Below are 21824 nucleotides of genomic sequence, written 5' to 3'. Positions count from 1 at the left end.
CGCCCTTGGCTCCGCGCTTCGACTTCGACGAAGGCTCTTCGTCCGCGGGAGGGGTGGGGGCCTCTTCCGGTGCTTCAGCGGGAGCGGCTTCGGCTTCGGAGGTCTTCTTCTTCGTGGCACGGCCCGAGGCCTTGCGCGAAGGCGCTTCAGCGGCGGGAGGCGTCTCTTCCACGGTGCTCGAGGGAGCGGTGCCGGTGGAGCCCGTCTCCGCCTGTGGCGCGGGCGTGGAGGCTTCCGCGGTGCTCTCCGAAGGAGCGGGCGCCGGAGTCTCCTGCGACGTGGAGGCGGAAGTGCCTTCCGCAGGGGTCTTCTTCGCGGATGAACCCTTGGAGCCCTTCCCCGCGCGCTTCGACGGGGCCTCGCTGGTGCCCGTCTTCAGCTCAGCCGTCTCCGAGCCCACGGAGGTCGTCTCAGGGGCTTGAGGGGATTGTTCAGCGGCCACCGCGGGCACTTCGGAGGGCTGCGATGCGTCAGCCTTGGGGCTCTCCTCGGTTGAAGGAGATTCCGTCGCAGGCGCCGGTGACGGCTGTCCGGAGGCCTTCGATGCGGAAGCCTTCGAGCTCTTCTTGGACGATGCAGGCTCCTCCGCAGGCGCTTCGGAGGGCTGCGATGCTGCGACGTGGGAGTTCTTCTCGGCCGGCACGGCCTCTGCCGCGGGAGCCGTTGACGGCTGTCCGGAGGTCTTTGCCGCGGAAGCCTTCGGGCTCTTCTTGCTCGATGCGGGCTCCGCCGCAGGAACTGCGGAGGCCTTCGTGGCGGAAGCCTTTGTCGTCGACAGAGGCTCCTTGGAGGCCGGCGCAGGAGTCTGCGGCGCACTCGATGCGGTCTTCGTGGCAGGCGCCTTCGAATCCTTCTGTGCCTGCGCGGCGGTCTTCGTGGCAGGCGCCTTCGGAGTCTGCTCCTCGGACTTCGCGGCGGGAGCCTTCGAAGGCTGAGCGCTCGGCTTCGCGGCGGAAGACTTCGAAGGCTGAGCGCTCGGCTTCGCGACGGAAGACTTCGAAGGCTGAGCGCTCGGCTTCGCGACGGGAGCTTTCGGAGCCTGCGAGGCGGACTTCGCCGCAGGCGTCTTCAGCGCCTGTGCACCTGGCTTCGCCGCAGGCGTCTTCGAGGTCTGCGCGCCGGGCTTCGCCGCAGGTGCCTTTGAGGCCTGGGCACCGGACTTCGCGGAAGCCTTCGGGGGCGGTGCGGCCTTCACGGGAGGCTTCGTGACAGGCTTTGCCTTGGCGGCCGGTGCCTTCTTCGCCGCCGCGCTCTTCACCGCCTTGGCGGCCTGCTTCAGCTTCGAGGCCACGGTCTTCAGGGCCTGCGCCACCGGCTTCGCGACCGCGGCCTTCTTCGCCGGGGCGGAGGCCTTGCCCCCGGCGGGACGGCCCCCGGGCTTCGTGGCGGCCTTGCCAGCGGCACTGCGGGACTTGGACGTATCAGGGGAAGCGGAAGGTCGGGTCGGGCGGCGCTGGGCCATAAAGTCATCCTCGGAGGACCCGAGCGGTTGGCGCCGTCGGCCCTCGTCCCCCGATGGCTAGTGCACCCACAGCCCCGCTGCAAGGCGCACGTGCGGTGCGCGCCCGCTTCCTGTCGCCCGGCGACCGCTGGCGCGGACGGCACGCAGGCAACCATGACACCTCCCCCTGTCCACAACACAGGACAGGGGCTTCAGCGCGTCAGCGCTTCCAGGTGGGTGATGGCCTCTTCGAGGACGGCGCGGAAGAAGCTGTCGGCTTCGCCAGGACCGTCCCGGAGCGGAAGGAGCAGCGGCAGGAGCGAGACGTCCTCCAGCGCCTGGGCGGCTTCGACGGCCAGGATGATGACGGTGTTGCCCTCCAGCTCGCGGCGCAGCGGCTCCAGGACGCGTGGGTCCTTGCGCAGCGCCAGTCCCACCAGGGCCTCGCCGCGAAGCTCCGCGTCGGACTCCGTGAGCCGGTCGAACAACGCGTCCCGGAGCTCGGGCGTGTCCACCTCCTCCGCCAGGCTGCCCAGGCTGAAGGTCGCCCAGTTCCGGACGTCCTCGTCGCGGTCGCGGGAGAGGTGGATCAAGGTCTGGATGGCGGCTGGAGTCCGGTGCGGCGCCATGCCCATGACCACGCCCATCCGGACGTCCGCGTCCGGGTGGTCCTCGAAGGGCTGCAACGCGGCAACAGCCCGGGGATCCCGAAGATGCCCCAGGGCCGCACCCATCGAGCCCAGGACGGCGGCATCCTGCTCCGTGGACAGCGCGGACAGGACTTCATCCGCGCATTTCGTGACGAGTGCGTCGCTGCGTTTCCGCCCGCCCAGCTGCGCGAGGATGTCCGTGCCGCGTCCACGCTCGTGTGAAGACTCGGAGTGCAGCAGCGTCACCGCGGCCTGGAACACCTCGTCGCCGCCACGCTCCCGCAGCTCACGGATGGCCTCCCAGGCCGTTTCATCCTCCTCGTCCCCCTGCAACGCGAGGGCAATCAACTCCGGGGTGGAGCGGTTGTTCATCGTGCGCGCCTGGATAGCGCGAGGTGCACTGCCCTCGGGCTCCCCATCCCCTATGCGGAGAGCCGCTGCGCGGTCGCGTCGAGCGGAAGGGTGATGGTGAAGCAGGTCCCCTCCTCGGAGCTGCTCGTCACGGTGGCCTTTCCGCCGTGCGCCGCGGCAAGTCCCCTCACCAGGGGCAGGCCCAGTCCCCAGCCCTTCTCCGCGCTCTCCGTCGCGGACCGGGTCCGGTGGAACGGCTCGAAGATGGTCTGCAAATCCTCCGCGGCGATGGGGGGGCCCTGGTTGCGCACCTGGAGCTGCACCTGGGTCTCGCTCCGGTCGAGCACGACTTCAATGGGAGTGCCCGGCGCGCCGTACTTCGCCGCGTTGGAGGCCAGGTTCTCCACGATGCGGCGCAGCCCGAGCGGATCCGCCCGCATCGTGAACACGCCTTCCGCCTTCAGGACGAAGCGCTCCGGATAGACCGTCGCCAGCTCGTCCAGCGTCTGGGCCGCGACCGTGTGCAGGTCGCACTCCGCCAGCTCCAGGGACATCCGCTTGCCGGCCTTGAGGCGGCTGGCGTCCAGCAGGTTCTGGATCATCCGCTCCGCGCGGTCCAGGCTCGCGCTCACGCGGGCCACGGAGGTCTGGACGCTCGGCAGGTCCGCGTGGCGTCTGCCCAAAAGCTGCACGCTCAGCTTCGACGCCGTCAGGGGCGTGCGCAGGTCGTGGGTGAGCGCCGCGACGAAGGTCTCCCGCAGGTTCTGCTCGGCCTTCAGCTTCCGGATCTGATCACGGAGGTTGATCTCCGTCATGATGGACGCCGTCAGCTCCTTCATCACCGTGAGGTCCTGCTGCGTCCACTCGCGCACCGTGGGCTGGATGCAGCAGAAGGTGCCCAGCACGTGCCCGTCCGGGTTGATGAGCGGCAGCACGATGAGCGCGACGATGCCCCAGGGCCCGGTGGAGGGATGGAACTTCAGGAACGGGTCCGCGGGCGCGTTCGAGGAGATGATGGACTCCCCCTCGAGCGTGTAGCGGCACAGGGACGCGTCGATGGGCAGCGTCCGGGTCTCCCGGAAGGGCGAGGGCAACCCGAAGTCCGCCTTGAAGAACTGCCGGTCCGCATCCACCAGCGACATGATGGTCAGTGGGACGTTGAGCAACTGCGCCGCCAGGCGCGCGAGGCGGTCAAAGGCTTCCTCCTGGGGCGTGCCCATCAGCCCGGTGTCCTTGATGGCCCGCAGACGGTTCGGGTCCGTGAGACGCCGGTTGCACCGCTGCGTCCGCCCGAGAGATGCCTCGTCCAATTCGCCTAGAAACTTCATGGGGCGACTCTAAATCGAGGCGCCCGGAAGCCGATGTCCGGAACCCAGGGGGTCGCTCCTCCGTTCGCTGTCCAACCTTCCGGAAATCCGGGAAATCCACCGCGAGCTTTGACCCGCTTCCGCCGGTCCCGTCCTCCCTGTGTCCGGACCCTTTTCCGGGAGAATTTCCCCCTCATGCATCCCCCTCGTTCCTCATCCCGCGCGGCCCTCGCCGTGCTCCTGTTCCTGCTGCCCACCCTGGCCCTGGCGGCGGACCGCGGCGCCTGGGCCCCGGGCGTCGCGTACACCGTGGGCGACATCGCCTCCTATGGGGGCAAGGGCTACGACTGCCGCCAGTCCCACACGTCCCTGGTGGGCTGGGAGCCGCCCAACGTGCTCGCCCTGTGGCTGGAGCGCACCGGCACCCCTCCCTCCGACACCCAGGCCCCCACCGCCCCCTCGGGCCTTACGTCACCCTCCAAGACGCATGACAGCGTGTCGCTGACCTGGAGCGCCTCCACCGACAACGTGGGGGTCACGGGCTACGAGGTCTTCGTCAACAACGGCGCTGCCGCGTCCGTCACCTCCACCAGCGCGAGCGCCACCGTCACGGGGCTCGCCCCCAACACCGCCTACACGTTCACCGTGAAGGCGCGCGACGCGGCGGGCAACCGCTCCGCGGCCAGCGCCGCGCTCAGCACCACCACGCCCCCGCGTCCCGCCTCCGACACGCAGGCCCCCACCGCGCCCGGCTCCCTGCGCTCCACAGGCGTGACGGCCTCCAGCGTGTCCCTGGCGTTCAATGCGTCCAGCGACAACGTGGGCGTCACCGGCTACGAAATCTTCGTCAACGGCGGCACCAGCGCGGCGGCCACCAGCACCACGACCAGCGCCACCGTCACGGGGCTCGCCGCCAACACCGCCTATACGTTCACCGCGAAGGCGCGCGACGCGGCGGGCAACCGCTCCTCCGCGAGCAACAGCGTCGCCGTGACGACGGGCAACACGGCGCCCTCCGGCAGCAAGGTGCTGGTCGGCTACTGGCACAACTTCGACAACGGCTCCACCAACATCCGGCTGCGCGACGTGTCCTCGAAGTTCAACGTCATCCAGGTGGCCTTCGCGGAGCCGGTGGCGGGCGCGCCGTCGGGCACCATGGGCTTCACGCCGTACAACGCCACCGTCGCGGACTTCAAGGCGGACATCGCCACGCTCAAGGCGCAGGGCCGCAAGGTGCTCATCTCCCTGGGCGGCGCCAACGGCACCATCCACCTGGACAACGCGGCGGCGCGGCAGGCCTTCGTCACCAGCATGCAGGGGCTCATCAACACGTATGGCTTTGACGGGCTGGACCTGGACCTGGAGGGCGCGTCGCTGGCGCTCAACGGCGGGGACACCGACTTCCGCAACCCCACCACGCCGCGCATCCAGCACCTCATCGCCGGCACCCGGCAGTTGCTCAATGACAACGGCGCGGGCTTCCTGCTCACCATGGCGCCGGAGACGGCCTACGTGCAGGGCGGCTACGCGGCCTATGGCGGCCCGTGGGGCGCCTACCTCCCCGTCATCCACGCGCTGCGCGACCGGCTCACGTACCTGCACGTGCAGCACTACAACACCGGCACCGTGACGGGACTGGACGGCCGCGCCTACGCGCAGAGCACCCCCGACTTCCACGTGGCCATGGCGGAGATGCTGCTCCAGGGCTTCCCCGTGGGTGGCAACGCGAGCGCCGTCTTCCCCGCGCTCCGGCCGGAGCAGGTCGTCATCGGTCTGCCGTCCTCGCCGCAGGCCGCGGGCGGGGGCTACACGACGCCCGCCAACGTGCAGAAGGCGCTGGACTACCTGATGAAGGGCCAGTCCTTCGGCGGCACCTACGTGCTGCGCCAGTCCGGCGGCTACCCGGGCTTCAAGGGGCTGATGACCTGGTCCATCAACTGGGACAAGTTCACGAACTTCGAGTTCTCCAACAGCCACCGCGCCTACCTGGACACCTATCAATAGGGCCTGAAAACCCCCGCCCACCGGAAGGTGCCGGTGGGCGGAGGGTGTCTGGCATTGCCTACCGCGCTTCGCTCAGCCCCGGTGGGCAGGTGAAGGACGCCGGCGCGGACCAGAGCTGGGAGCGTTCGGTGTCGTCGTAGAGGGTGAAGTAGACGCGGCTGCCCATGCGGGTGAATTCATGTCCCCCGATGATCCGCGTTCCCGGGCCGGGGGCCACGAGCCGCCCGGTCGTCGCCGCGGTGCCCCGGGTGAACCAGGGCTCCACGAGGTCGTCGGTGGGCGAGCCGTTGAAGAGCACCACTCCCTCTCCGGTGGCGAAGACGGGCGAGTAGACTTCGTCGCCTCGGGACAGCGTCGCGAAGAGCCTGCGCGTCCCCGAGGACGTGCCATCCGTCGCCCACAGCTCCACGGCATCCGGGGCCGGACCGTCGCCAAGGTGACCCACGGCGAAATACAGGCTCCCCGCGGAGGTGGCCGTGTTCTGCACGAAGGGGAAGTCGTCCGCGCTGTACTTCGGGAGCGTGGCCACGGAGGACTTGCCGCCCCCGGACAAGAGGAGGCTCTGGATGCGCATCTGCTGCGAGGCTGCGTCGACGGACGCCAAGTAGACCCGCGAGCCCAGCACGCCCAGGATCTTGACGTACCGGCCGAACGCCTCCAGCAGGACCGTCCCCTGGGCGGTGCCATCCGTCTTCCAGACCTGATGGTTGGGGCCGTTCTGCAGGACGAACAGGCCCAGGTTCCCGGCCTGTGCCACCTGCTGGATGGTCGTCTGACCCGGGCTCAACCGGAGCACGGCCTCGGTCCCCGCCAGCATGCCGTTGGTGCGCCACAGCCGCGTGCCCGTGGCTTCGTCGCGGAAGAAGAGCAGCGCGCCGCCGACCTGCAGGGTCAGCCGGTTGTAGAGGCCCTGGGTGCCGTCGACCGCCCTCACGCGCAGCGTCCCCGACGCCGTCCCGTCCGAGCGCCACAGCTCCGTGTCCGCCGTCCCCGTCCCCTCCCGGAAGAACACGAGCCGGCCGTTGAGCGAGACCGGATTGCGCAGCGTGGAGCCGGCCGGGCCCGCCGTGATGTCCTCGACGAGCCGGGTTCCGCTGGACGTCCCGTCGCTGAGCCACAGCTCGTTTCCCGTGGCCGGCGAATACAGCTGGAAGAAGAGCCGGCTGCCCACCGCCACCGGCTCCGTGAGCTCCCCGTACCCAAACGGGAACGTCCTCACCGGGACGGTGCCCGCCTCCGTGCCATTGCTGCGCCACAGGGTGGACGGTTCGGGGAGAAAGTCGTTGGTGGCGAAGTAGAGCGTCCCCTGGACGTGGGTGAGCCCTTCCAGCGTCTTGTAGTCGTCGGGGTCCGGGGGAATGACAATCTTCACCCGCGATGCCACCCCGGCGGGACATGCCTGGGCCTCCACCTCGCGCGAGTCCTCCGCCGCCGGGGCGGTGGAGACGGCCTCCTCGGCCGGACCTCCACACGCCGCCAATCCCAGCCACGCCACCATGCCCCAATTCCTCACACCCATGTCCTTCTCCTCCCGGCTCACAGCGGCCGGAAGGGTGGGGTGCAAGGCATTGGCTTCCAACGGGCACCGGGAGGAGGTGGGAGTGTTCCTGGGGCTCCCGGGGACTCCGGCGCTAGGTCTTCTTCAGCTTCTCGCCCACCGCGCCGAGCAGCTGGTCGAAGGACTCGGAGAACAGGCGGATGCCGTCGGTGGCCAGCTCGTCCGTCACCGTCTTCATGGAGATGCCCGCGGCCTCCAGCTGGCGCATGGTCGCCTCCGCCGCGGGCAGGTCCTCCTCCAGGCTCGCGCGCACCTTGCCGTGGTCCCGGAACGCGTCGATGGTCGCGGGCGGCATGGTGTTCACCGTGTCGCGGCCGATGAGCTCCTCCACGTAGAGCACGTCGCGCAGCTTCGGGCTCTTGGTGCTGGTGCTCGCCCAGAGCACGCGCTGCACCTTGGCGCCCTTCGCCGCGAGCGCCTTCCAGCGCTCGGTCCCGAAGACCTCCTTGAAGGTGCGGTAGGCGAGCTTCGCGTTGGCGATGGCCACCTTGCCGCTCAGCCCCTCCATCGCCTTCTGCTGCTCCGGCGTGGCGCCCGCCTTCAGCTTCTTCTCAATCTCCTTGTCCACGATGGCGTCAATGCGGCTGATGAAGAACGACGCCACGCTCGCCACGCGGCTCACGTCCCCGCCGGACGCGGCGAACTTCTCCAGGCCGGAGACATAGGCCTCGGCGATCTCCTTGTAGCGCTCCTGGCTGAAGAGCAGCGTCACGTTGACGTTGATGCCCTCGGAGGTGAGCTGCTGAAAGGCGGGGACGCCCGGCACCGTGCCCGGGACCTTGATCATCACGTTGGGCCGCGACAGCGTCTTCCACAGCCGCCGCGCCTCCTCCAGCGTGCCCTGCGTCTCCAGCGCCAGCCGGGGGGACACCTCCAGCGACGCGTAGCCGTCCTGGCCCTTCGTCGCGTCGTAGACCGGCTTGAGCAGGTCCGCGGCGCCCTGCACGTCGCGCACCGCCAGCTGCTCGTAGAGGTCGTTGCCGTTGACGCCCTTGCCCTTCGCCGCGTCGAAGAGGTCCTGGTAGTCGTCGCTGCCCGACACGGCCTTCTGGAAGATGGTCGGGTTGGAGGTGAGCCCCTTGAGCCCGTCCTCCTCGATGAACTTCTTCAGCGTGCCCTTCGTGATGTAGCTGCGCTGGAGGTTGTCCACCCAGACGGATTGGCCGAACTCGGCGAGCTGTCGCAGCGGATTCATGGATTCTCCCGGCGGGGGCGCAAGGCTCCCGGATGGCGTTGTTTCAAGTTGCGCATGGCCCGTCCCCCAGGTCCGGCCGGGCGGGCAGGCACTCGCGGATTCTGCCTGCGAACAGGGCCAGCGGGGGGCAACGCTTCTCGCGACCCGGGTCAGTCAACACAGTTGCGGGGGCACACCCTTCGTCCCCCCAACCCCCGGAGCGACACGATGGCGGACACCTTGGCGGACCTCGCGGCGCAGCTGCGCATCGACAGCATCCGCTGCACCACGGCGGCGGGCTCGGGCCACCCCAGTTCGTCCATGTCCGCGGCGGACATCATGGCCGTGCTGTTCCAGAAGTACCTGCGCTTCGACTTCCAGCAACCCAAAGCACCCAACAACGACCGCTTCGTGCTCTCCAAGGGGCACGCCTGCCCGGTCCTCTACTCCGCCTTCAAGGCGGCGGGGGCCATCGACGACCGGGAATTGTTGTCGCTGCGCAAGTTCGGCAGCCGGCTGGAGGGCCACCCGAACCCGCACGTGCTGCCGCTCGTGGACGTGGCCACCGGCTCGCTCGGGCAGGGCCTGGCGGTGGGCGTGGGCATGGCGCTCGCCGCGCGCCTGGACGGACTGCCCTTCCGAACGTACGTCCTCATGGGGGACAGCGAGACAGCGGAGGGCTCCGTCTGGGAGGCGTTCGACAAGGCGGGCCACTACGGGCTCGACAACCTGTGCGCCATCATCGACGTGAACCGCCTGGGCCAGAGCCGGGAGACGGAGCTGGGCTGGAACCTGGAGGCCTACGCGGCCCGCGTCCGCGCCTTCGGCTGGAACGCCGTCACGCTGGATGGCCATGACCTGGGCGCCATCGACCGCGCCTTCGCCGAAGCGCAGGCGAAGAAGGGCCAGCCCACCTGCCTCATCTGCCGCACGGAGAAGGGGCACGGCTCCTCGCTCATCGCCAACCAGGACGGCTGGCACGGCAAGCCGCTGCCGGAGGACAAGGCGAAGGATGCCATCCGCGAGCTGGGCGGGGAGCGCCACGTGCGCATCCAGGTGCAGAAGCCGGAGGCGCTGAAGGCCACCGTTCAGGACAAGGCCTCGCCGCTGGAGTTGCCCACGTACGAGGTCGGGCAGAAGGAGGCCACGCGCAAGGCGTACGGCGACGCGCTGCTGGCGCTGGGCAACGCCCGGCCGGACGTGGTGGCGCTGGACGCGGAGGTGTCCAACTCCACGTACGCCAACGAGTTCCAGAAGGCGCACCCGAAGCGCTACTTCGAGATGTTCATCGCGGAGCAGAACATGGTGTCCAGCGCGGTGGGCATGGCGGTGCTGGGCAAGAAGGCCTTCGTCAGCACCTTCGCCGCCTTCCTGTCCCGCGCGTATGACCAGGTGCGCATGGCGGCCATCTCCAACGCCACGGTGCACCTGTGCGGCAGCCACGCGGGCGTGTCCATTGGCGAGGACGGGCCGTCACAGATGGCGCTGGAGGACCTGGCGATGATGCGCGCGGTGGGCGGCAGCACGGTGCTCTACCCGAGCGACGCCAACCAGACCGCGAAGCTGCTGGCGCAGCTGGCCGACCGCCAGGGCATCACCTACCTGCGCAGCACGCGCGAGAAGACGCCCGTGCTCTACCCCGCGACGGAGGACTTCCCCATTGGCGGCAGCAAGGTGCTGCGCCAGTCCGATGAGGACGTGGCGACGGTGGTGGCCGCCGGCATCACGCTGCACGAAGCGCTCAAGGCCTACGAAGCGCTGAAGAAGGACGGCATCGCGGTGCGCGTCATCGACCTCTACTCAGTGAAGCCGGTGGACGCGAAGACGCTGCGCCAGGCCGCGCGCGAGACGCTGGGGCGGCTCATCGTGGTGGAGGACCACTGGGCGGAAGGGGGGCTGGCGGACGCGGTGCTGGAGGCCTTCACCGGCGCGCGCGAGCAGCTGCCCACCGTGGTGCGGCTCGCGGTGACGAAGATGCCCGGCTCCGGCAAGCCCGCGGAGCTGCTGGACGCCGCGGGCATCGACGCCGGGCACATCGTGGAGGCCGTCACCTCGTTGAGGGAGGAGACGACGGCCCGGGGCGGGGATGGCAGGCCGTCCGAGAACGCCTGGGGCCACACGAACGCGTAGCCCCTGCGTGTCTTCTCAGGGCTGCTTCGGATCCAGCCGGTCGGCCGCGCGCGCCGCGCCCATGGACCGTGCGTAGTCCAGCGCGGTGCGCTTGTCCGCGTCCCGGGCCCGGTGGTTCGCACCGCGCTGGAGCAGCAGCTCCAGCATCTCCAGCTTGTCGAACATGGCCGCGAACATCAGCGGCGTGCGGCCGTCCGGGCCCGCGCCGTCGATGTCCGCCCCCGCGTCCAGCAGCACCGTGGCGATGGCCTCGTTGCCCTTGAAGGCCGCGCCGGCCAGGGGCGTCTGGCCCGCGTCGTTGGGCTGCTCCGGATCCGCGCCGCGCTCCAGCAGCAGGCGTGTCGCCTCCACGTGGCCGTAGTAGCTGGCCAGCATCAGGAGCGAGTCCCCCCGCTCGTTGCGCACGGTCACGGGAAGCCCGGCGTCGAGCATCTCGCGCAGCTTCCCGGCGTCCCCCGAGCGGACCAGCGCGAAGGCGCTCCGGACGAAGTCCTGCAGGGCGGCGTCCTCGGCGGACGGGGAGTTCTTCGGGTCGTTCGGGGGGCTCATGGTCGGTGTTCCTTCCTAGCGAGCGCGGCGCTTCTGCTGGACGGCGTTGGCGATGCGGGAACCATACTCCTCATCCGCCGCGCGGAAGTGGGTCACGGCGCGGGCGATGATGTCTTCGCGACGGACCTGCGCGAGGCTGCCGGAGATGTTCTCCACCAGCCGCGCCTTCGCCGCCTCGTCCATCAGCCGGTAGAGGGCGCCGGCCTGGACGTAATCGGTGTCCTCGGCGTGCTTGCCGTGCACGAAGGTGCCCGTCATGCCGCTCACCGCGTAGCCCGTGCCCGGGGACTCGTCCGTCTGGGCGGGGCCGTTGAAGCTGTTGGGCTCGTAGTTGGGTCCGCGGCCGCCGTTGCCGTCGAAGCGCATGGCACCGTCACGGCCGTAGTTGCGCGCGCCGCCCTTCACGCCCTTGGGCGAGTTCACCGGAAGCTGCGTGCTGTTGATGCCCAGCCGGTAGCGGTGCGCGTCGCCGTAGGCGAACAGGCGCGCCTGGAGCATCCGGTCCGGAGACGGGCCGATGCCGGGCATGAAGTGCGACGGGTCCAGCGCCGCCTGCTCCACCTCCGCGAAGAAGTTCTCCGGATTGCGGTTGAGCGTGAGCTTGCCCACCTCCATCAGCGGGTAGTCCTTGTAGGGCCACACCTTGGTGAGGTCGAACGGGTTGAAGCGGTAGTTCGCCGCGTCCGCCTCCGGCATCACCTGCACCTTGAGCGTCCACGAGGGGAACTCGCCCCGGTCGATGGCCTGATACAGGTCGCGCTGGTGGTGCTGCGGGTCCTTGCCACCGGCGGCCTCCGCCTCCTGCGTGGTGAGGGTGCGGATGCCCTGGTCCGTCTTGAAGTGGAACTTCACCCAGAAGCGCTCGCCGGTGGCGTTCACCCACTGGAAGGTGTGCGAGCCAAAGCCATCCATGTGCCGCAGCGTCGCGGGGATGCCCCGGTCCCCGAAGAGCCAGGTGAACTGGTGCGTGGCCTCCGGCGAATGGGAGAAGAAATCCCAGACGTTGTCCGGCTCCTGGCAGTTCGTATACGGGTCGTACTTCTGCGAGTGGATGAAGTCCGGGAACTTGATGCCGTCACGCAGGAAGAACACCGGCGTGTTGTTGCCCACGAGGTCCCAGTTGCCGTCCTCCGTGTAGAAGCGCACCGCGAAGCCGCGCGGGTCGCGGGCGGTGTCCGGCGCGCCCTTGGAGCCCGCCACGGTGGAGAAGCGCAGGAAGGTCTCCGTCTTCTTGCCCACCGCGCTGAAGACCTTCATGCGGGTGAAGCGGGTGATGTCCTGCGTGACTTCGAAGGTGCCGTAGGCGCCGGAGCCCACCGCATGCACCACGCGCTCCGGGATGCGCTCACGGTTGAAGCGGGCCAGCTTCTCCAGCAGGTGGTGGTCCTGGAGCAGCACCGGGCCGCTGGGGCCAGCGGTCTGCGAGTGCTGGTTGTCGGAGACGGGAGCGCCGGCTTCGGTGGTCAGGGTGGGACGCTGGGACATGGACGCTTTCCTTGGCGTGAGGCCTTCAGGGGCACTTCGATTGGAATACCTGGTGGCGGTGGCGGACACCCTGGGCTTCCGGCGCGCGGCCGAGCGGTGCCACGTCTCCCAGCCTGCCCTGAGCACGCAGGTGCAACAGCTGGAGTCGGTGCTCGGCGTGAAGGTGTTCGAACGGGACGCGCGCCGGGTGATGCTCACGCCGCAGGGCGCGGAGCTGGTGGCGCGGGCGCGGCGGGTGCTCACGGAGGCGGAGGACATCCTCAAGGCGGCGGCGCGGATGGGGGACCCGTTCGCGGGGCCGCTATACCTGGGGGCCATCCCCACGGTGGCGCCCTACGTGCTGCCGGAGGTGGTGCCCGCGCTGGTGAAGCACTACCCGAAGCTCCAGCTGCGGCTGCGCGAGGAGAAGACCGCGCTGCTCATGCGGGAGATGGACGAGGGCCGGCTGGACGCGGCGCTGCTCGCGATGGACGCGGAGCTGGGGCGTCAGGTGGAGCACGCGGTCATCGCGGAGGACCCCTTCGTCGTCGCGGCGCCGGCGGGGCACCGGCTGGAGAAAAAGAAGCAGGTGCGGCTGCGCGACCTGGATGAAGAGGACGTGCTGCTGCTGGAGGACGGGCACTGCTTCCGCAGCCAGACGCTGGCGCTGTGCACGCGCGTGGGGGCGCGGGAGGTGGACTTCCGCGCCACCAGCCTGACGACGCTCGCGCAGATGGTGATGGCGATGGGCAGCGTCACGCTGCTGCCCCGGCTGGCGGTGTCCACGGAGAACCGGCAGGGGCAGCTGGTGATACGGCCCTTCGCGCCGCCGGGGCCGGGCCGGACACTCGTGCTGGCGTGGCGCCCGGGGCACCCGAGGGCGGAAGCACTGCGCGCCATCGCGGGGACGCTGCGCTCCGTGTGGCCCGGGGCAGGGAAGGGGAAGCTCAGCGCAGCGGCTTCTCCGAAGTGACGATGCCGTCCGCGTCCGCGTAGAGGTGGTGGCCCGGGGTGAAGCTGACTCCCGCGAAGCGCACCTCCACGTCGCGCTGGCCCTCGTTGCGCTTGCCGCTCTTGAGCGGGTGGGTGCCCAGCGCCTTCACGCCGATGGCGGTGCGGCCCACCTCCTCCGCGTCGCGGATGCAGCCATTCACCACCACGCCCGCCCAGCCGTTCTTCTGGCCCAGGGCCGCGAGCACGTCCCCCACCAGTGCGCAGCGGCGGCTGCCTCCGCCATCCACCACCAGCACGCGGCCCTGGCCGGGTTCCTCCAATGCCTTGCGCACGAGCGAGTTGTCCTCCGGCGCGCGCACCGTGCTGATGGGTCCGGAGAAACTCCGGCGCCCGCCGTAGTCCAGGAATCCCGGCTCAGCGACCTGGAATCGCGGAGTTCCCGCGTGGGCGTCGCAGAGGTCGGCGGTCTTGGCGTCAGGGGTGTCACTCATGCGCCACAGGATGCACGCGCGGGCCGGGTGTGACTGTCATTGCGCGTGCGGGTCCGGCTGCCTTGACCGTGCACTGTTCAAAACCCTATCGTCGGCGCCTTCCTGAGGGGGAAGTCCATGCAAATGCTGAAGTGGTGGGTCGGCGCGCTCGCGTTGCTGGCGCTCGCGTGTGGTGAACCCGCCGCGACGTCCACGCCGGTGATTCGCGACGGTGAGGGGCTGCTGGAACTGCCGCTGGTGTCGACCTCGGCGGGGCGCAGCTACAAGCTGGTGGGGGCGACGTTCGCCATCACCGGCCCGCAGAACACCACCATCACGGACACGTCCGCGGAGACGGTGAGCGTGCCGCTCATGGCGGGGGCGTACTCCATCCAGCTGAACGGCGACTGGCGCGTGGAGCGCACGGACGCGCCGGGCGTCACGGTGCCCGTCACGCTGGTGTCGCCGAATCCCATGTCGTTCACACTGGGCGAGGGTGAGACGCGCCCGGTGCGCTTCCTGTTCAAGGTGCCGGGGGATGGCGCCGTGAACGTGGGCATTGGCGTGGACTCGGGCGGCTGGATTTCGGGAACGCTTGTGTTCGAGCCGCTCTCGCCGCCTCCGCCCGGGAACCCCGCGGACATCTTCGTCGACCTGCGCGGGAAGAGCATTCCGTTCGTCATCAGCTTCGCGTCCTCGACGGCGACGCGGTCGATTGAGTCCGGATACAAGCAACTCCGGGTCCAGACAGGACCGGTGACCTTCCAGCTCGGGGGCGAGACGACTCGAGCGATTCAGCAGCAATACGTCGCTGCGCTTCAAGGGGTGACGTTGAAGATGTTCATGGAGGCCTCTGGGCCTTCCAGCGTCTATCTGGGGACGCTCCTGTTGGACAGCCAGGATCACCGCGTCCAGTTCTATCTCAGCCTGCCACCGGCCCTCATCGGACAGGACGCGGAAGGCTATCCCCTCCCGAAGGCCGCGGCCTTCACGACAGGGTACGCGGAGCTCGCCGCCAGCGGTTCAGAGCGCGTTTTCACCGAGGTCCGCGCCGGCATGTTCTCGCCTTGATGGCACCCACTGCCGCGTGCCGTCTGGGTTGTGAGTGGTTGGAGTTGTCTTCGTTGCCTTCATGAGAGGGAAGTCCATGCAAATGCTGAAGTGGTTCGTGGGCGCGATTGCGTTGCTGGCGGTCGCGTGTGGTGAGGTTTCCGAGACGTCCACCCCGGTGCTTCGCGACGGCGAGGGACTGGTGGAGCTGCCGCTGGTGTCGACCTCGGCGGGACGCAGCTACAAGCTGGTGGGGGCGACGTTCGCCATCACCGGCCCGCAGAACACCAGCGTCACGGATACGTCCGCGGAGACGGTGAGCGTGCCGCTCATCGCGGGGGCGTACTCCATCCAGCTGAATGAGGGCTGGCACGTGGAGCGTACCGATGCGCCGGGTGTCACGGTGCCCGTCACGCTGGTGTCGCCCAATCCGATGACGTTCACCCTGGGCGAGGGTGAGACGCGTCCGGTGCGCTTCCTGTTCAAGGTGCCCGAGGATGGCACCGCGAACGTGGGCATCGGCGTGGATACCGGCGGGTGGATTTCCGGAACCATCCAGTTCGAGCCCTATGTCGGGCCGCTTCCCGCCGACCCTCCCGACTACTTCGCGGAGCTGCGCGGGAAGTCGGTTCCCTTCGTCATCAACTTCGAGTCCGCGACGGTAACGCGGGTGGACGAGTATTGGTCCAAGCGGGTGCTGGTGGAGACCGGCCCCATCACCTTTCAGTTCGGTGGCGCGCCCTCCGCCGTCCTGCAGCAGTTTGCCTCCGCGCTCCGGGGACTTCCGCTGTACTTCACCCTGGAGGGCGGCTCCCAGGGCGCTGGCTGGGTCCCCATGATCCACCTTCAGCACCCGTCCGGGAGCTTCATGATGGACCTGGAGGTGTCGCGGGCCCTGGTGGAGGTGGATTCGGAGGGCTTTCCCCTCATGACGCCGTTCTCCTTCAACGAGTCGAACCTGACGTTCATCCGGCAATTCATGGGAAATGCCTCGGGAACCGTGAACAACGGCACGTTCTCGCCGAGATAGCACCCCGGCGTGCTCAAGGTTGGATGGCGACCTTGAGCACGCCGTCCTTGCGCTGGCTGAACAGCTCATACGCGTCGCGGATGTCCTTGAGCTGGAAGCGGTGCGTGAAGAGCGGCGTCAGGTCCACGCGCTTCGCGCGCACCACCTCCATCAGGCGCCGCATGCGCTCCTTGCCGCCCGGGCAGAGCGTGGTGACGATGCGGTGGTCCCCCAGCCCCGCGGCGAAGGCGTCGTAGGGCAGCTGCAGCTTCCCGGAATACACACCCAGGCTGGACAGCGTGCCGCCGGGGTTGAGCGAGCGCAGCGCGCTCTCGAAGGTCTGCTGCGTGCCCAGCGCCTCGATGGCCACGTCCACGCCGCCGCCGGTGAGCCGCTTCACCTCCGCCTCCACGTCCTGGTTCCGGAAGTCGAGCACCACGTCCGCGCCCAACTTCCGCGCCATGGCCAGGCGCGTCTCGTCCCCGTCCACGCCAATCACCAGCGAAGCCCCCATGAGCCGGGCCCCCACGGTGGCGCACAGGCCGATGGGTCCCTGCGCGAACACCACCACCGCGTCCCCAATTTTCACGCCGCCGGACTCCGCGCCGCTGAAACCCGTGGACGCGATGTCCGCCAGCAGCAGCACCTGTTCGTCCTTCAGCTCATCCGGGATGGGGGCCAGGTTCGCCTGCGCGAACGGCACGCGCACGAACTCCGCCTGCACGCCGTTCATCGTGTTGCCCAGCCGCCAACCGCCCATGGCCTCCAGGCCTTCACCGTGGCCGCACTGGGACGCGTGCCCGGAGAGGCAGCCCCGGCACTGGCCGCACGGCGTGATGGCGCCCACCAGCACGCGCTGCCCCACCTGGTAGCCCGTCACTCCCGGTCCCAGCTCGTCGATGACGCCCACCATCTCATGGCCCACGGTGAGGCCGGGCTTCACCGGGTACTCGCCGCGCAGGATGTGCACGTCGGTGCCGCAGATGGTGGTGAGCGTCACCCGGACGATGGCCTCGCCCGCGCCCGGCTTCGGCTTCTCCACCTCCTCCACGCCCACCTTCTGGGTGCCTCGGAACACGGTTGCCTTCATGGCTCACCTCGTCTGTCTTCAGGCGCGCGGCATGCGCACCGTGACCGCGGGCCGGTCGCTGCGGGTCATCACCTGCTGCGCCACCGAGCCCAGCACCGCGCGGCTCACGCCGGTGCGGGCGTGCGTGCCCAGGCACAAGAGGTCCACGCAGTAGCGCTCCGCGGCCTGGGTGATGACCTCCGCCACGTCGTCGCCCCTCAGCACCGACAGCTCCACCTGGTGGCTCCCATCGTGCTCCGGGCCCGGCACGCGCAGCTCCAACTGGTGCCGGGCGGCCTGGAGTTGCTCGGGCGTCGCGTCCGCGGGCTCCACGTGCAAGAGGTGCACGGTGCCCCCGGGCGGCGTGAGCGCGAAGGCGTAGGCGACGGCGCGGTCCCCCGGCTCCGTGAAGTCGGTGGTCGCCAGCACCGTGCGCACCCGGGGCGGCTCCTGCTCCAGCCCCTGCTCCGCCGCGCGCACCGGCACGCTCACCACCGACATGGGCGCCAGGCGCCGGGCGGACTGGGACACGCTCCACAGCCGCGCCAGGGCCTTGCGGTGGTGCGTGCCCACCACCAACAGGTCCACCTGTTCTTCCTCGGCCAGGGCGATGAGGTGGTCCGCGATGCGGCCCAGCCCCGGCTCCAGTCGCGAGCGCACCGGCAGGCCCGCGGCGCGCAGGGGCTCCAGCAGCGCGGCGGACTCGCGCTCCAGCGCCTCCCGCAGCTCCGGGAACATGTCCTTGTAGCTGTGCGGATGCACCATCCCCAGCCGCTCCGCCTCGCTGCCCGCCCAGACGATGCGCCCGCCCACGACCTCCAGGGGCCCGAACTTCGCGAGCGCCTTCACCCACTCCCGCGCGACCTCGAAGGGCCTGGAGCGATCCACGCCCAGCATGAGCCGCAGGGGGCGCTCACCGCGTGCCCAGGCCTCCAGGCCCGAACCCTCGCGGACCACCAGGAAGGGGACCTCCAGCCGCTGCGCCATCCGGTCGACCGTGCCCCCCAGACCCCGGAAGGGCGTGTCCTCGCGCGGCGCGCCGGCCACCACCCACTGGAGGCCGCGCTTCTCCACCAGCACCTGCATCTGCTCCTCGGGCTCCCCCGTGAGGAGCACGGAGTCCACCTGGATGCCGGTGGCCCGCAGCCGCTCGCATTCGTCGCGCAGCGTGGCCCGGGCGGTTTCGCGGATGGCGTCTCCGAAGGTCCGCACCAGGGTCCCGGTCAGCACGTGCACGATGCACAGCGGAGCGTTCATCCGCCGGGCGAGCAGCGCCGCCGTGTCACAGGCGCGCCGGGCGCTCTCCGAGAAGTTGGTCGCGCAGGCGATGGTCATGGCCTCTCCTTGCACTCACCTCTCCAATCTGGTCACCGCGTCATCGCGGTGACTCCCGGGACGTGGCTCCGAAGCCGCCCGGCGGCTGGGCCGCCTCCCTCAACTCCGCGGCCACGCTGCGCGCCCACCGGGCGATGTGCTCGGGGGCCCGCCAGTCCCCTGCGTGCTCGCGCGCCATGGCGCGGGCGATGAAGCCCCGGGCGTCGCGCTCCAGCCTTCCTCCAAAGGTCACGTGGCCCCGCGCGCCCACCTGTTCCATGAGAGCCCGGACCTGGGCCGTGGGCGGTATGCGCTCCCGCGACGCCGAGTCGTCGAGCGGACCGCTGGAGAAGAACCATACGGGGCGCTCGCGCAGGGCCTGGACGTGCCGGTGCACGAAGCGCCGTGCCTGCCGGTGCCAGCGGCTGGCGTAGAGCCCGCCTCCAACGATGACGGCATCGTAGGCGCGCACGTCGTCGACGTCCCCGGGGGCACGCGCCACCGCGTCGAAGCCCTCGTAGCGCAGGTCGCTGGCGAGCTGGCCGGCGATCTCCCGGGTCCCGCCCCGTCTGCTTCCATAGGTGATGAGGATCCGCATCCGAGCCCTCCTCGGCGGCCTCCTTCATGCGTGGAGCGGCCGGGCGGTGTTCGCAAGGGGCGCCATGCCGAGCGCACCTCCCGGTGGCTCTACCCAGGCGCCAGGATGCCCGCGTCCCCACGGGCTGGATGGGGGACGCATTGCCGGCGCCCACGCAGGACCCCAGCTTCCTCCCGGGGGGCGTCATGCGAATCATCGTGCCGGTCCATCGCCTGCCACATGGGTGGCAAGACGCACGCGGTCTGGAGGCCGGCGAGGTGCAGGCGCGGCGCGCGCTTCACGGCCGCAACGACGTGCGGGGCCAGCCTCCCCACTCCGCGTTCCAGAGCCTGCGCGAGGCCGCGAGCGACCCGATGTCCTGGTTCCTCGTGGGCACGAGCCTCCTCTACTTCGCCCTGGGCGAGCGCGTGGACGGCGTCGTGATGCTGGTGGCGCTCGCGCCGTTGCTGGGCATGGATGTCTTCCTGCACCACCGGACGCGGGCCTCCACCGAAGGCCTGCGCGGACGCCTGGCCGCGCGCGCCACCGTGCTGCGCGATGGTCGTGAAGAGGAGGTGCCGGCGGAGGACGTGGTGCCGGGGGACCTGGCGCGCGTGGAGGCGGGCGACCAGTTCCCCGCGGACGGCCTGGTGGTGCGGGGAGACGGGTTGCAGGCCGAGGAGTCCTCGCTCACCGGTGAGTCCCTGCCCGCGCGCAAACGGCCGCTCGGGGGCCTCCCTCCTGGCGCGGAGCCAGCGGTGGAGGGGGCGCACTGGGGGTTCGCGGGGACGCGGCTGCTCACCGGGACGGCCTGGGTGCGCGTCATCTTCACCGGCCCCGAGACCCTGTATGGGAGCATCCTGCGCTCCGCGGGGCAGGAGGTCCGGGCCCGCACGCCGCTCCAGCACGCGGTGGCGCACCTGGTGGCGGTGCTGGTGGGCGTGGCGGCCGCGCTCTGCGCGGTGCTGGCGCTCGTCCGCTGGCGCCAGGGCTTCGGGTGGCTGGACGCGCTCCTGAGCGCGGCGACGCTCGGCGTGGCGGCGCTGCCCGAGGAGTTCCCGGTGGCCCTCACGTTCTTCCTGGGGGCGGGCGTGTACCGGCTGGCCCGGCGGCAGGCGCTGGTGCGGCAGGCCGTCTCCGTGGAGAACATCGGCCGCGTGAGCTGCGTCTGCTCGGACAAGACGGGCACGCTGACCGAGGGGCTCCTGCGGGTGGCCCGGCTGCTGCCGTCCCCGGGGACCTCGCCGCGAACGCTGCTGTGGACCGCGGTGCTGGCGTCGCGGGAGGAGGGGCGGGACCCCCTGGACGTGGCGCTGCGGGAGGCGGGGGCGCGGGAGCTGCCGGAGCTGCCCGGCCCCGCCCGCGAGGCCACCTTCCCGTTCACCGAGGAGCGCCAGCGCGAGACGGCCGTGGTGCGGCAGGGGCCCGGGACGCTGCTCGCCGCGGTGAAGGGCGCACCCGAGCGGGTGCTGGCGCTGTGCGACCTCTCCCCGGACGCGGCGCGGGAGTGGGCGCTTCGCGTGGACGCGCTCGCGCGCGAGGGCCACAAGGTCATCGCGTGCGCGTGCCGGACGCTGGACGCCGGGCACTGGCATGGCGGTGAGCCGGAGCAGGGCTACGACTTCCTGGGGCTCGTGGGGTGCGAGGACCCGGTGCGCGCGGGGGTGGAGGAGGCGGTGCGCGAGTGCCGCGACGCGGGGCTGCGCACGGTGATGGTGACGGGGGACCATCCCCGGACGGCGCTCGCGGTGGCCCGGAAGCTGGGCCTGGGCGGCGCGCACCCCACGGTGCTCACGGGAGAGGCCCTGGAGTCCCGGCTGGCGGACACCGGCCAGGTGCCGCCCGTGGACGTGGTGGCGCGTGCGCTGCCCGCGCAGAAGTACGCGCTGGTGAAGGCGCTCCGCGAGCAGGGGGAGGTGGTGGCCGCAACGGGGGACGGGGTGAACGACGTGCCGGCGCTCCAGGCCGCGGACGTGGGCATCGCCATGGGGGAGCGGGGGACCCGGAGCGCTCGCGAGGCGTCCTCCATCGTGCTGCTCAACGACGACTTCGGCACGCTGGTCTCCGCCATCGCGGAGGGCCGGCAGCTCTTCTCCAACCTCCAGCGCTGCTTTCTCTACCTGCTGCTCATCCACATCCCGCTGGTGGGCACGGCGGCGCTGGTGCCGCTCTGGGGGCAGCCGCTCCTGTACCTGCCCATCCACATCGTGTGGCTGGAGCTCATCATCCACCCCACCGCGATGCTCGCCTTCCAGGCGCCCGCCCGGCCCGGGCGCCTCACCCCCTTGCGCGTGCGGCCCGCGTCCAGCGTCTTCTCCTGGAGGGAGTGGGCCGTGCTCACGGGGGTGGGCGGGCTGATGGCGTGCGGGCTCGTCTGGGCCTACGCGCGGTGCCTGGCGGAAGGCCATGACGTGGAGCGCGCGCGGGCGGTGGCGGTGGCCACGCTCGTGCTGGCGAGCGCCACCTTCGCGGCCGTGCTCACGCGGCTGCGGACGCGCACCGCGCGGTGGGTCTGCGCCCTGTCGCTGGGCCTCTCCGGGCTGCTCATCCAGGTGCCCGCGCTGGCCGCGCTCGTGGGGCTGCATCCCCTCCACCTCCGCGACGGGGTCCGGGTCCTGGCCGCCGTCGCCGCCGCGCTGGTGCCCCTGCTGCTCGCGTGGCCGCGCGAGCAGGCAGACTGGCCCCGGTGGCGGGCCGGCCGGCCCACGACGGCCCCGCGGCCCCCATGATGCGCCAGGTGCCTGCCCCGGCTC

Annotated in this window: 18 protein-coding genes; 8 read left to right on the top strand and 10 right to left on the bottom strand. The window is 70.5% G+C overall.

The features are described from left to right. A partial coding sequence (locus tag D7W81_RS42305) for a hypothetical protein (RefSeq protein WP_208721252.1) occupies positions 1–422 on the top strand: 422 nt, incomplete at its 5' end. Between the two features lie 54 nt (positions 423–476). After that, a complete protein-coding gene (locus tag D7W81_RS10465) occupies positions 477–935 on the top strand; it encodes a hypothetical protein (RefSeq protein ID WP_120555199.1) in 459 nt (152 codons plus the stop codon). 718 nt (positions 936–1653) lie between these two features. On the opposite strand, the gene D7W81_RS10455 is transcribed toward D7W81_RS10465, so the two are convergent. Both D7W81_RS10455 and D7W81_RS10450 read right to left on the bottom strand, forming a co-directional pair. After that, entirely contained in the window at positions 1654–2463 is an 810-nt protein-coding gene (locus D7W81_RS10455; RefSeq protein ID WP_120555198.1) for a HEAT repeat domain-containing protein, read from the bottom strand. Between the two features lie 50 nt (positions 2464–2513). Beyond that, positions 2514–3770 carry a GAF domain-containing sensor histidine kinase gene (locus tag D7W81_RS10450; protein ID WP_120555197.1) on the bottom strand — a complete coding sequence of 419 codons (1257 nt, stop codon included), beginning with the start codon at positions 3768–3770 and terminating at the stop codon, positions 2514–2516. Between the two features lie 174 nt (positions 3771–3944). Between D7W81_RS10450 and D7W81_RS10445 the strand changes: the two genes are divergently transcribed. After that, positions 3945–5753 (top strand): fibronectin type III domain-containing protein, encoded by a 1809-nt coding sequence (locus tag D7W81_RS10445; protein WP_120555196.1) that lies wholly within the window; start codon positions 3945–3947, stop codon positions 5751–5753. A gap of 58 nt (positions 5754–5811) precedes the next feature. On the opposite strand, the gene D7W81_RS10440 is transcribed toward D7W81_RS10445, so the two are convergent. Together D7W81_RS10440 and tal are read right to left on the bottom strand one after the other, a co-directional pair. Further along, a complete protein-coding gene (locus tag D7W81_RS10440) occupies positions 5812–7272 on the bottom strand; it encodes a hypothetical protein (RefSeq protein WP_120555205.1) in 1461 nt (486 codons plus the stop codon). Positions 7273–7384: 112 nt separating this feature from the next. Further along, positions 7385–8506 carry a transaldolase gene (gene tal / locus D7W81_RS10435; RefSeq protein WP_120555195.1) on the bottom strand — a complete coding sequence of 374 codons (1122 nt, stop codon included), beginning with the start codon at positions 8504–8506 and terminating at the stop codon, positions 7385–7387. Positions 8507–8713: 207 nt separating this feature from the next. Between tal and D7W81_RS10430 the strand changes: the two genes are divergently transcribed. Beyond that, positions 8714–10615: a transketolase gene (locus D7W81_RS10430; protein WP_120555194.1), complete on the top strand. Its 1902-nt coding sequence runs from the start codon at positions 8714–8716 to the stop codon at positions 10613–10615. A gap of 15 nt (positions 10616–10630) precedes the next feature. Here D7W81_RS10430 and D7W81_RS10425 read toward each other — a convergent pair whose 3' ends face one another. Both D7W81_RS10425 and D7W81_RS10420 read right to left on the bottom strand, forming a co-directional pair. Further along, on the bottom strand, positions 10631–11164 hold the full coding sequence (locus tag D7W81_RS10425) for an ankyrin repeat domain-containing protein (RefSeq protein WP_120555193.1): 534 nt from the start codon (positions 11162–11164) through the stop codon (positions 10631–10633). 15 nt (positions 11165–11179) lie between these two features. Beyond that, positions 11180–12649: a catalase gene (locus D7W81_RS10420; RefSeq protein ID WP_120555192.1), complete on the bottom strand. Its 1470-nt coding sequence runs from the start codon at positions 12647–12649 to the stop codon at positions 11180–11182. On the opposite strand from D7W81_RS10420, the gene D7W81_RS10415 reads away from it, so the two are divergent. After that, entirely contained in the window at positions 12648–13601 is a 954-nt protein-coding gene (locus D7W81_RS10415) for a LysR substrate-binding domain-containing protein (protein ID WP_120555204.1), read from the top strand. The two genes, D7W81_RS10420 and D7W81_RS10415, sit on opposite strands and share 2 nt — an antisense overlap. On the opposite strand, the gene rraA is transcribed toward D7W81_RS10415, so the two are convergent. Next, positions 13576–14073 carry a ribonuclease E activity regulator RraA gene (gene rraA, locus D7W81_RS10410; protein WP_120555191.1) on the bottom strand — a complete coding sequence of 166 codons (498 nt, stop codon included), beginning with the start codon at positions 14071–14073 and terminating at the stop codon, positions 13576–13578. The two genes, D7W81_RS10415 and rraA, sit on opposite strands and share 26 nt — an antisense overlap. 117 nt (positions 14074–14190) lie before the next feature. Between rraA and D7W81_RS10405 the strand changes: the two genes are divergently transcribed. Both D7W81_RS10405 and D7W81_RS10400 read left to right on the top strand, forming a co-directional pair. Continuing rightward, a complete protein-coding gene (locus tag D7W81_RS10405; protein ID WP_147445423.1) occupies positions 14191–15123 on the top strand; it encodes a hypothetical protein in 933 nt (310 codons plus the stop codon). 76 nt (positions 15124–15199) lie between these two features. Next, positions 15200–16132, top strand: coding sequence for a hypothetical protein (locus D7W81_RS10400; protein ID WP_147445422.1), 933 nt, complete (start codon positions 15200–15202; stop codon positions 16130–16132). Positions 16133–16145: 13 nt separating this feature from the next. On the opposite strand, the gene D7W81_RS10395 is transcribed toward D7W81_RS10400, so the two are convergent. Genes D7W81_RS10395 through D7W81_RS10385 form a run of 3 tightly spaced genes read right to left on the bottom strand, consistent with a single transcriptional unit; the run spans position 16146 to position 19092 of the window. After that, positions 16146–17201 carry a zinc-binding dehydrogenase gene (locus D7W81_RS10395; protein WP_120555188.1) on the bottom strand — a complete coding sequence of 352 codons (1056 nt, stop codon included), beginning with the start codon at positions 17199–17201 and terminating at the stop codon, positions 16146–16148. Between the two features lie 18 nt (positions 17202–17219). Then, entirely contained in the window at positions 17220–18515 is a 1296-nt protein-coding gene (locus D7W81_RS10390; RefSeq protein ID WP_120555187.1) for a universal stress protein, read from the bottom strand. A gap of 40 nt (positions 18516–18555) precedes the next feature. Further along, positions 18556–19092 (bottom strand): flavodoxin domain-containing protein, encoded by a 537-nt coding sequence (locus tag D7W81_RS10385; RefSeq protein WP_120555186.1) that lies wholly within the window; start codon positions 19090–19092, stop codon positions 18556–18558. Positions 19093–19277: 185 nt separating this feature from the next. Here D7W81_RS10385 and D7W81_RS10380 point away from each other — a divergent pair, with 185 nt between their 5' ends. Next, on the top strand, positions 19278–21800 hold the full coding sequence (locus tag D7W81_RS10380; RefSeq protein WP_120555203.1) for a cation-translocating P-type ATPase: 2523 nt from the start codon (positions 19278–19280) through the stop codon (positions 21798–21800). The last annotated feature ends 24 nt before the right edge of the window (positions 21801–21824 follow it).

The organism is Corallococcus aberystwythensis, from assembly GCF_003612165.1.
Lineage (GTDB): Bacteria > Myxococcota > Myxococcia > Myxococcales > Myxococcaceae > Corallococcus > Corallococcus aberystwythensis.
Note: the sequence above shows the minus strand (reverse complement) of the source record. Positions and strands in the feature narration are given on the sequence as shown.

What these genes read in the sequence shown, in the direction of transcription:
- D7W81_RS10455 (WP_120555198.1), bottom strand. Translation starts at nt 2,463, where the DNA reads ATGAACAACCGCTCCACCCCGGAGTTGATTGCCCTCGCGTTGCAGGGG.
- D7W81_RS10450 (WP_120555197.1), bottom strand. Translation starts at nt 3,770, where the DNA reads ATGAAGTTTCTAGGCGAATTGGACGAGGCATCTCTCGGGCGGACGCAG.
- D7W81_RS10445 (WP_120555196.1), top strand. Translation starts at nt 3,945, where the DNA reads ATGCATCCCCCTCGTTCCTCATCCCGCGCGGCCCTCGCCGTGCTCCTG.
- D7W81_RS10440 (WP_120555205.1), bottom strand. Translation starts at nt 7,272, where the DNA reads ATGGGTGTGAGGAATTGGGGCATGGTGGCGTGGCTGGGATTGGCGGCG.
- tal (WP_120555195.1), bottom strand. Translation starts at nt 8,506, where the DNA reads ATGAATCCGCTGCGACAGCTCGCCGAGTTCGGCCAATCCGTCTGGGTG.
- D7W81_RS10430 (WP_120555194.1), top strand. Translation starts at nt 8,714, where the DNA reads ATGGCGGACACCTTGGCGGACCTCGCGGCGCAGCTGCGCATCGACAGC.
- D7W81_RS10425 (WP_120555193.1), bottom strand. Translation starts at nt 11,164, where the DNA reads ATGAGCCCCCCGAACGACCCGAAGAACTCCCCGTCCGCCGAGGACGCC.
- D7W81_RS10415 (WP_120555204.1), top strand. Translation starts at nt 12,648, where the DNA reads ATGGACGCTTTCCTTGGCGTGAGGCCTTCAGGGGCACTTCGATTGGAA.
- D7W81_RS10420 (WP_120555192.1), bottom strand. Translation starts at nt 12,649, where the DNA reads ATGTCCCAGCGTCCCACCCTGACCACCGAAGCCGGCGCTCCCGTCTCC.
- rraA (WP_120555191.1), bottom strand. Translation starts at nt 14,073, where the DNA reads ATGAGTGACACCCCTGACGCCAAGACCGCCGACCTCTGCGACGCCCAC.
- D7W81_RS10405 (WP_147445423.1), top strand. Translation starts at nt 14,191, where the DNA reads ATGCAAATGCTGAAGTGGTGGGTCGGCGCGCTCGCGTTGCTGGCGCTC.
- D7W81_RS10400 (WP_147445422.1), top strand. Translation starts at nt 15,200, where the DNA reads ATGCAAATGCTGAAGTGGTTCGTGGGCGCGATTGCGTTGCTGGCGGTC.
- D7W81_RS10395 (WP_120555188.1), bottom strand. Translation starts at nt 17,201, where the DNA reads ATGAAGGCAACCGTGTTCCGAGGCACCCAGAAGGTGGGCGTGGAGGAG.
- D7W81_RS10390 (WP_120555187.1), bottom strand. Translation starts at nt 18,515, where the DNA reads ATGACCATCGCCTGCGCGACCAACTTCTCGGAGAGCGCCCGGCGCGCC.
- D7W81_RS10385 (WP_120555186.1), bottom strand. Translation starts at nt 19,092, where the DNA reads ATGCGGATCCTCATCACCTATGGAAGCAGACGGGGCGGGACCCGGGAG.
- D7W81_RS10380 (WP_120555203.1), top strand. Translation starts at nt 19,278, where the DNA reads ATGCGAATCATCGTGCCGGTCCATCGCCTGCCACATGGGTGGCAAGAC.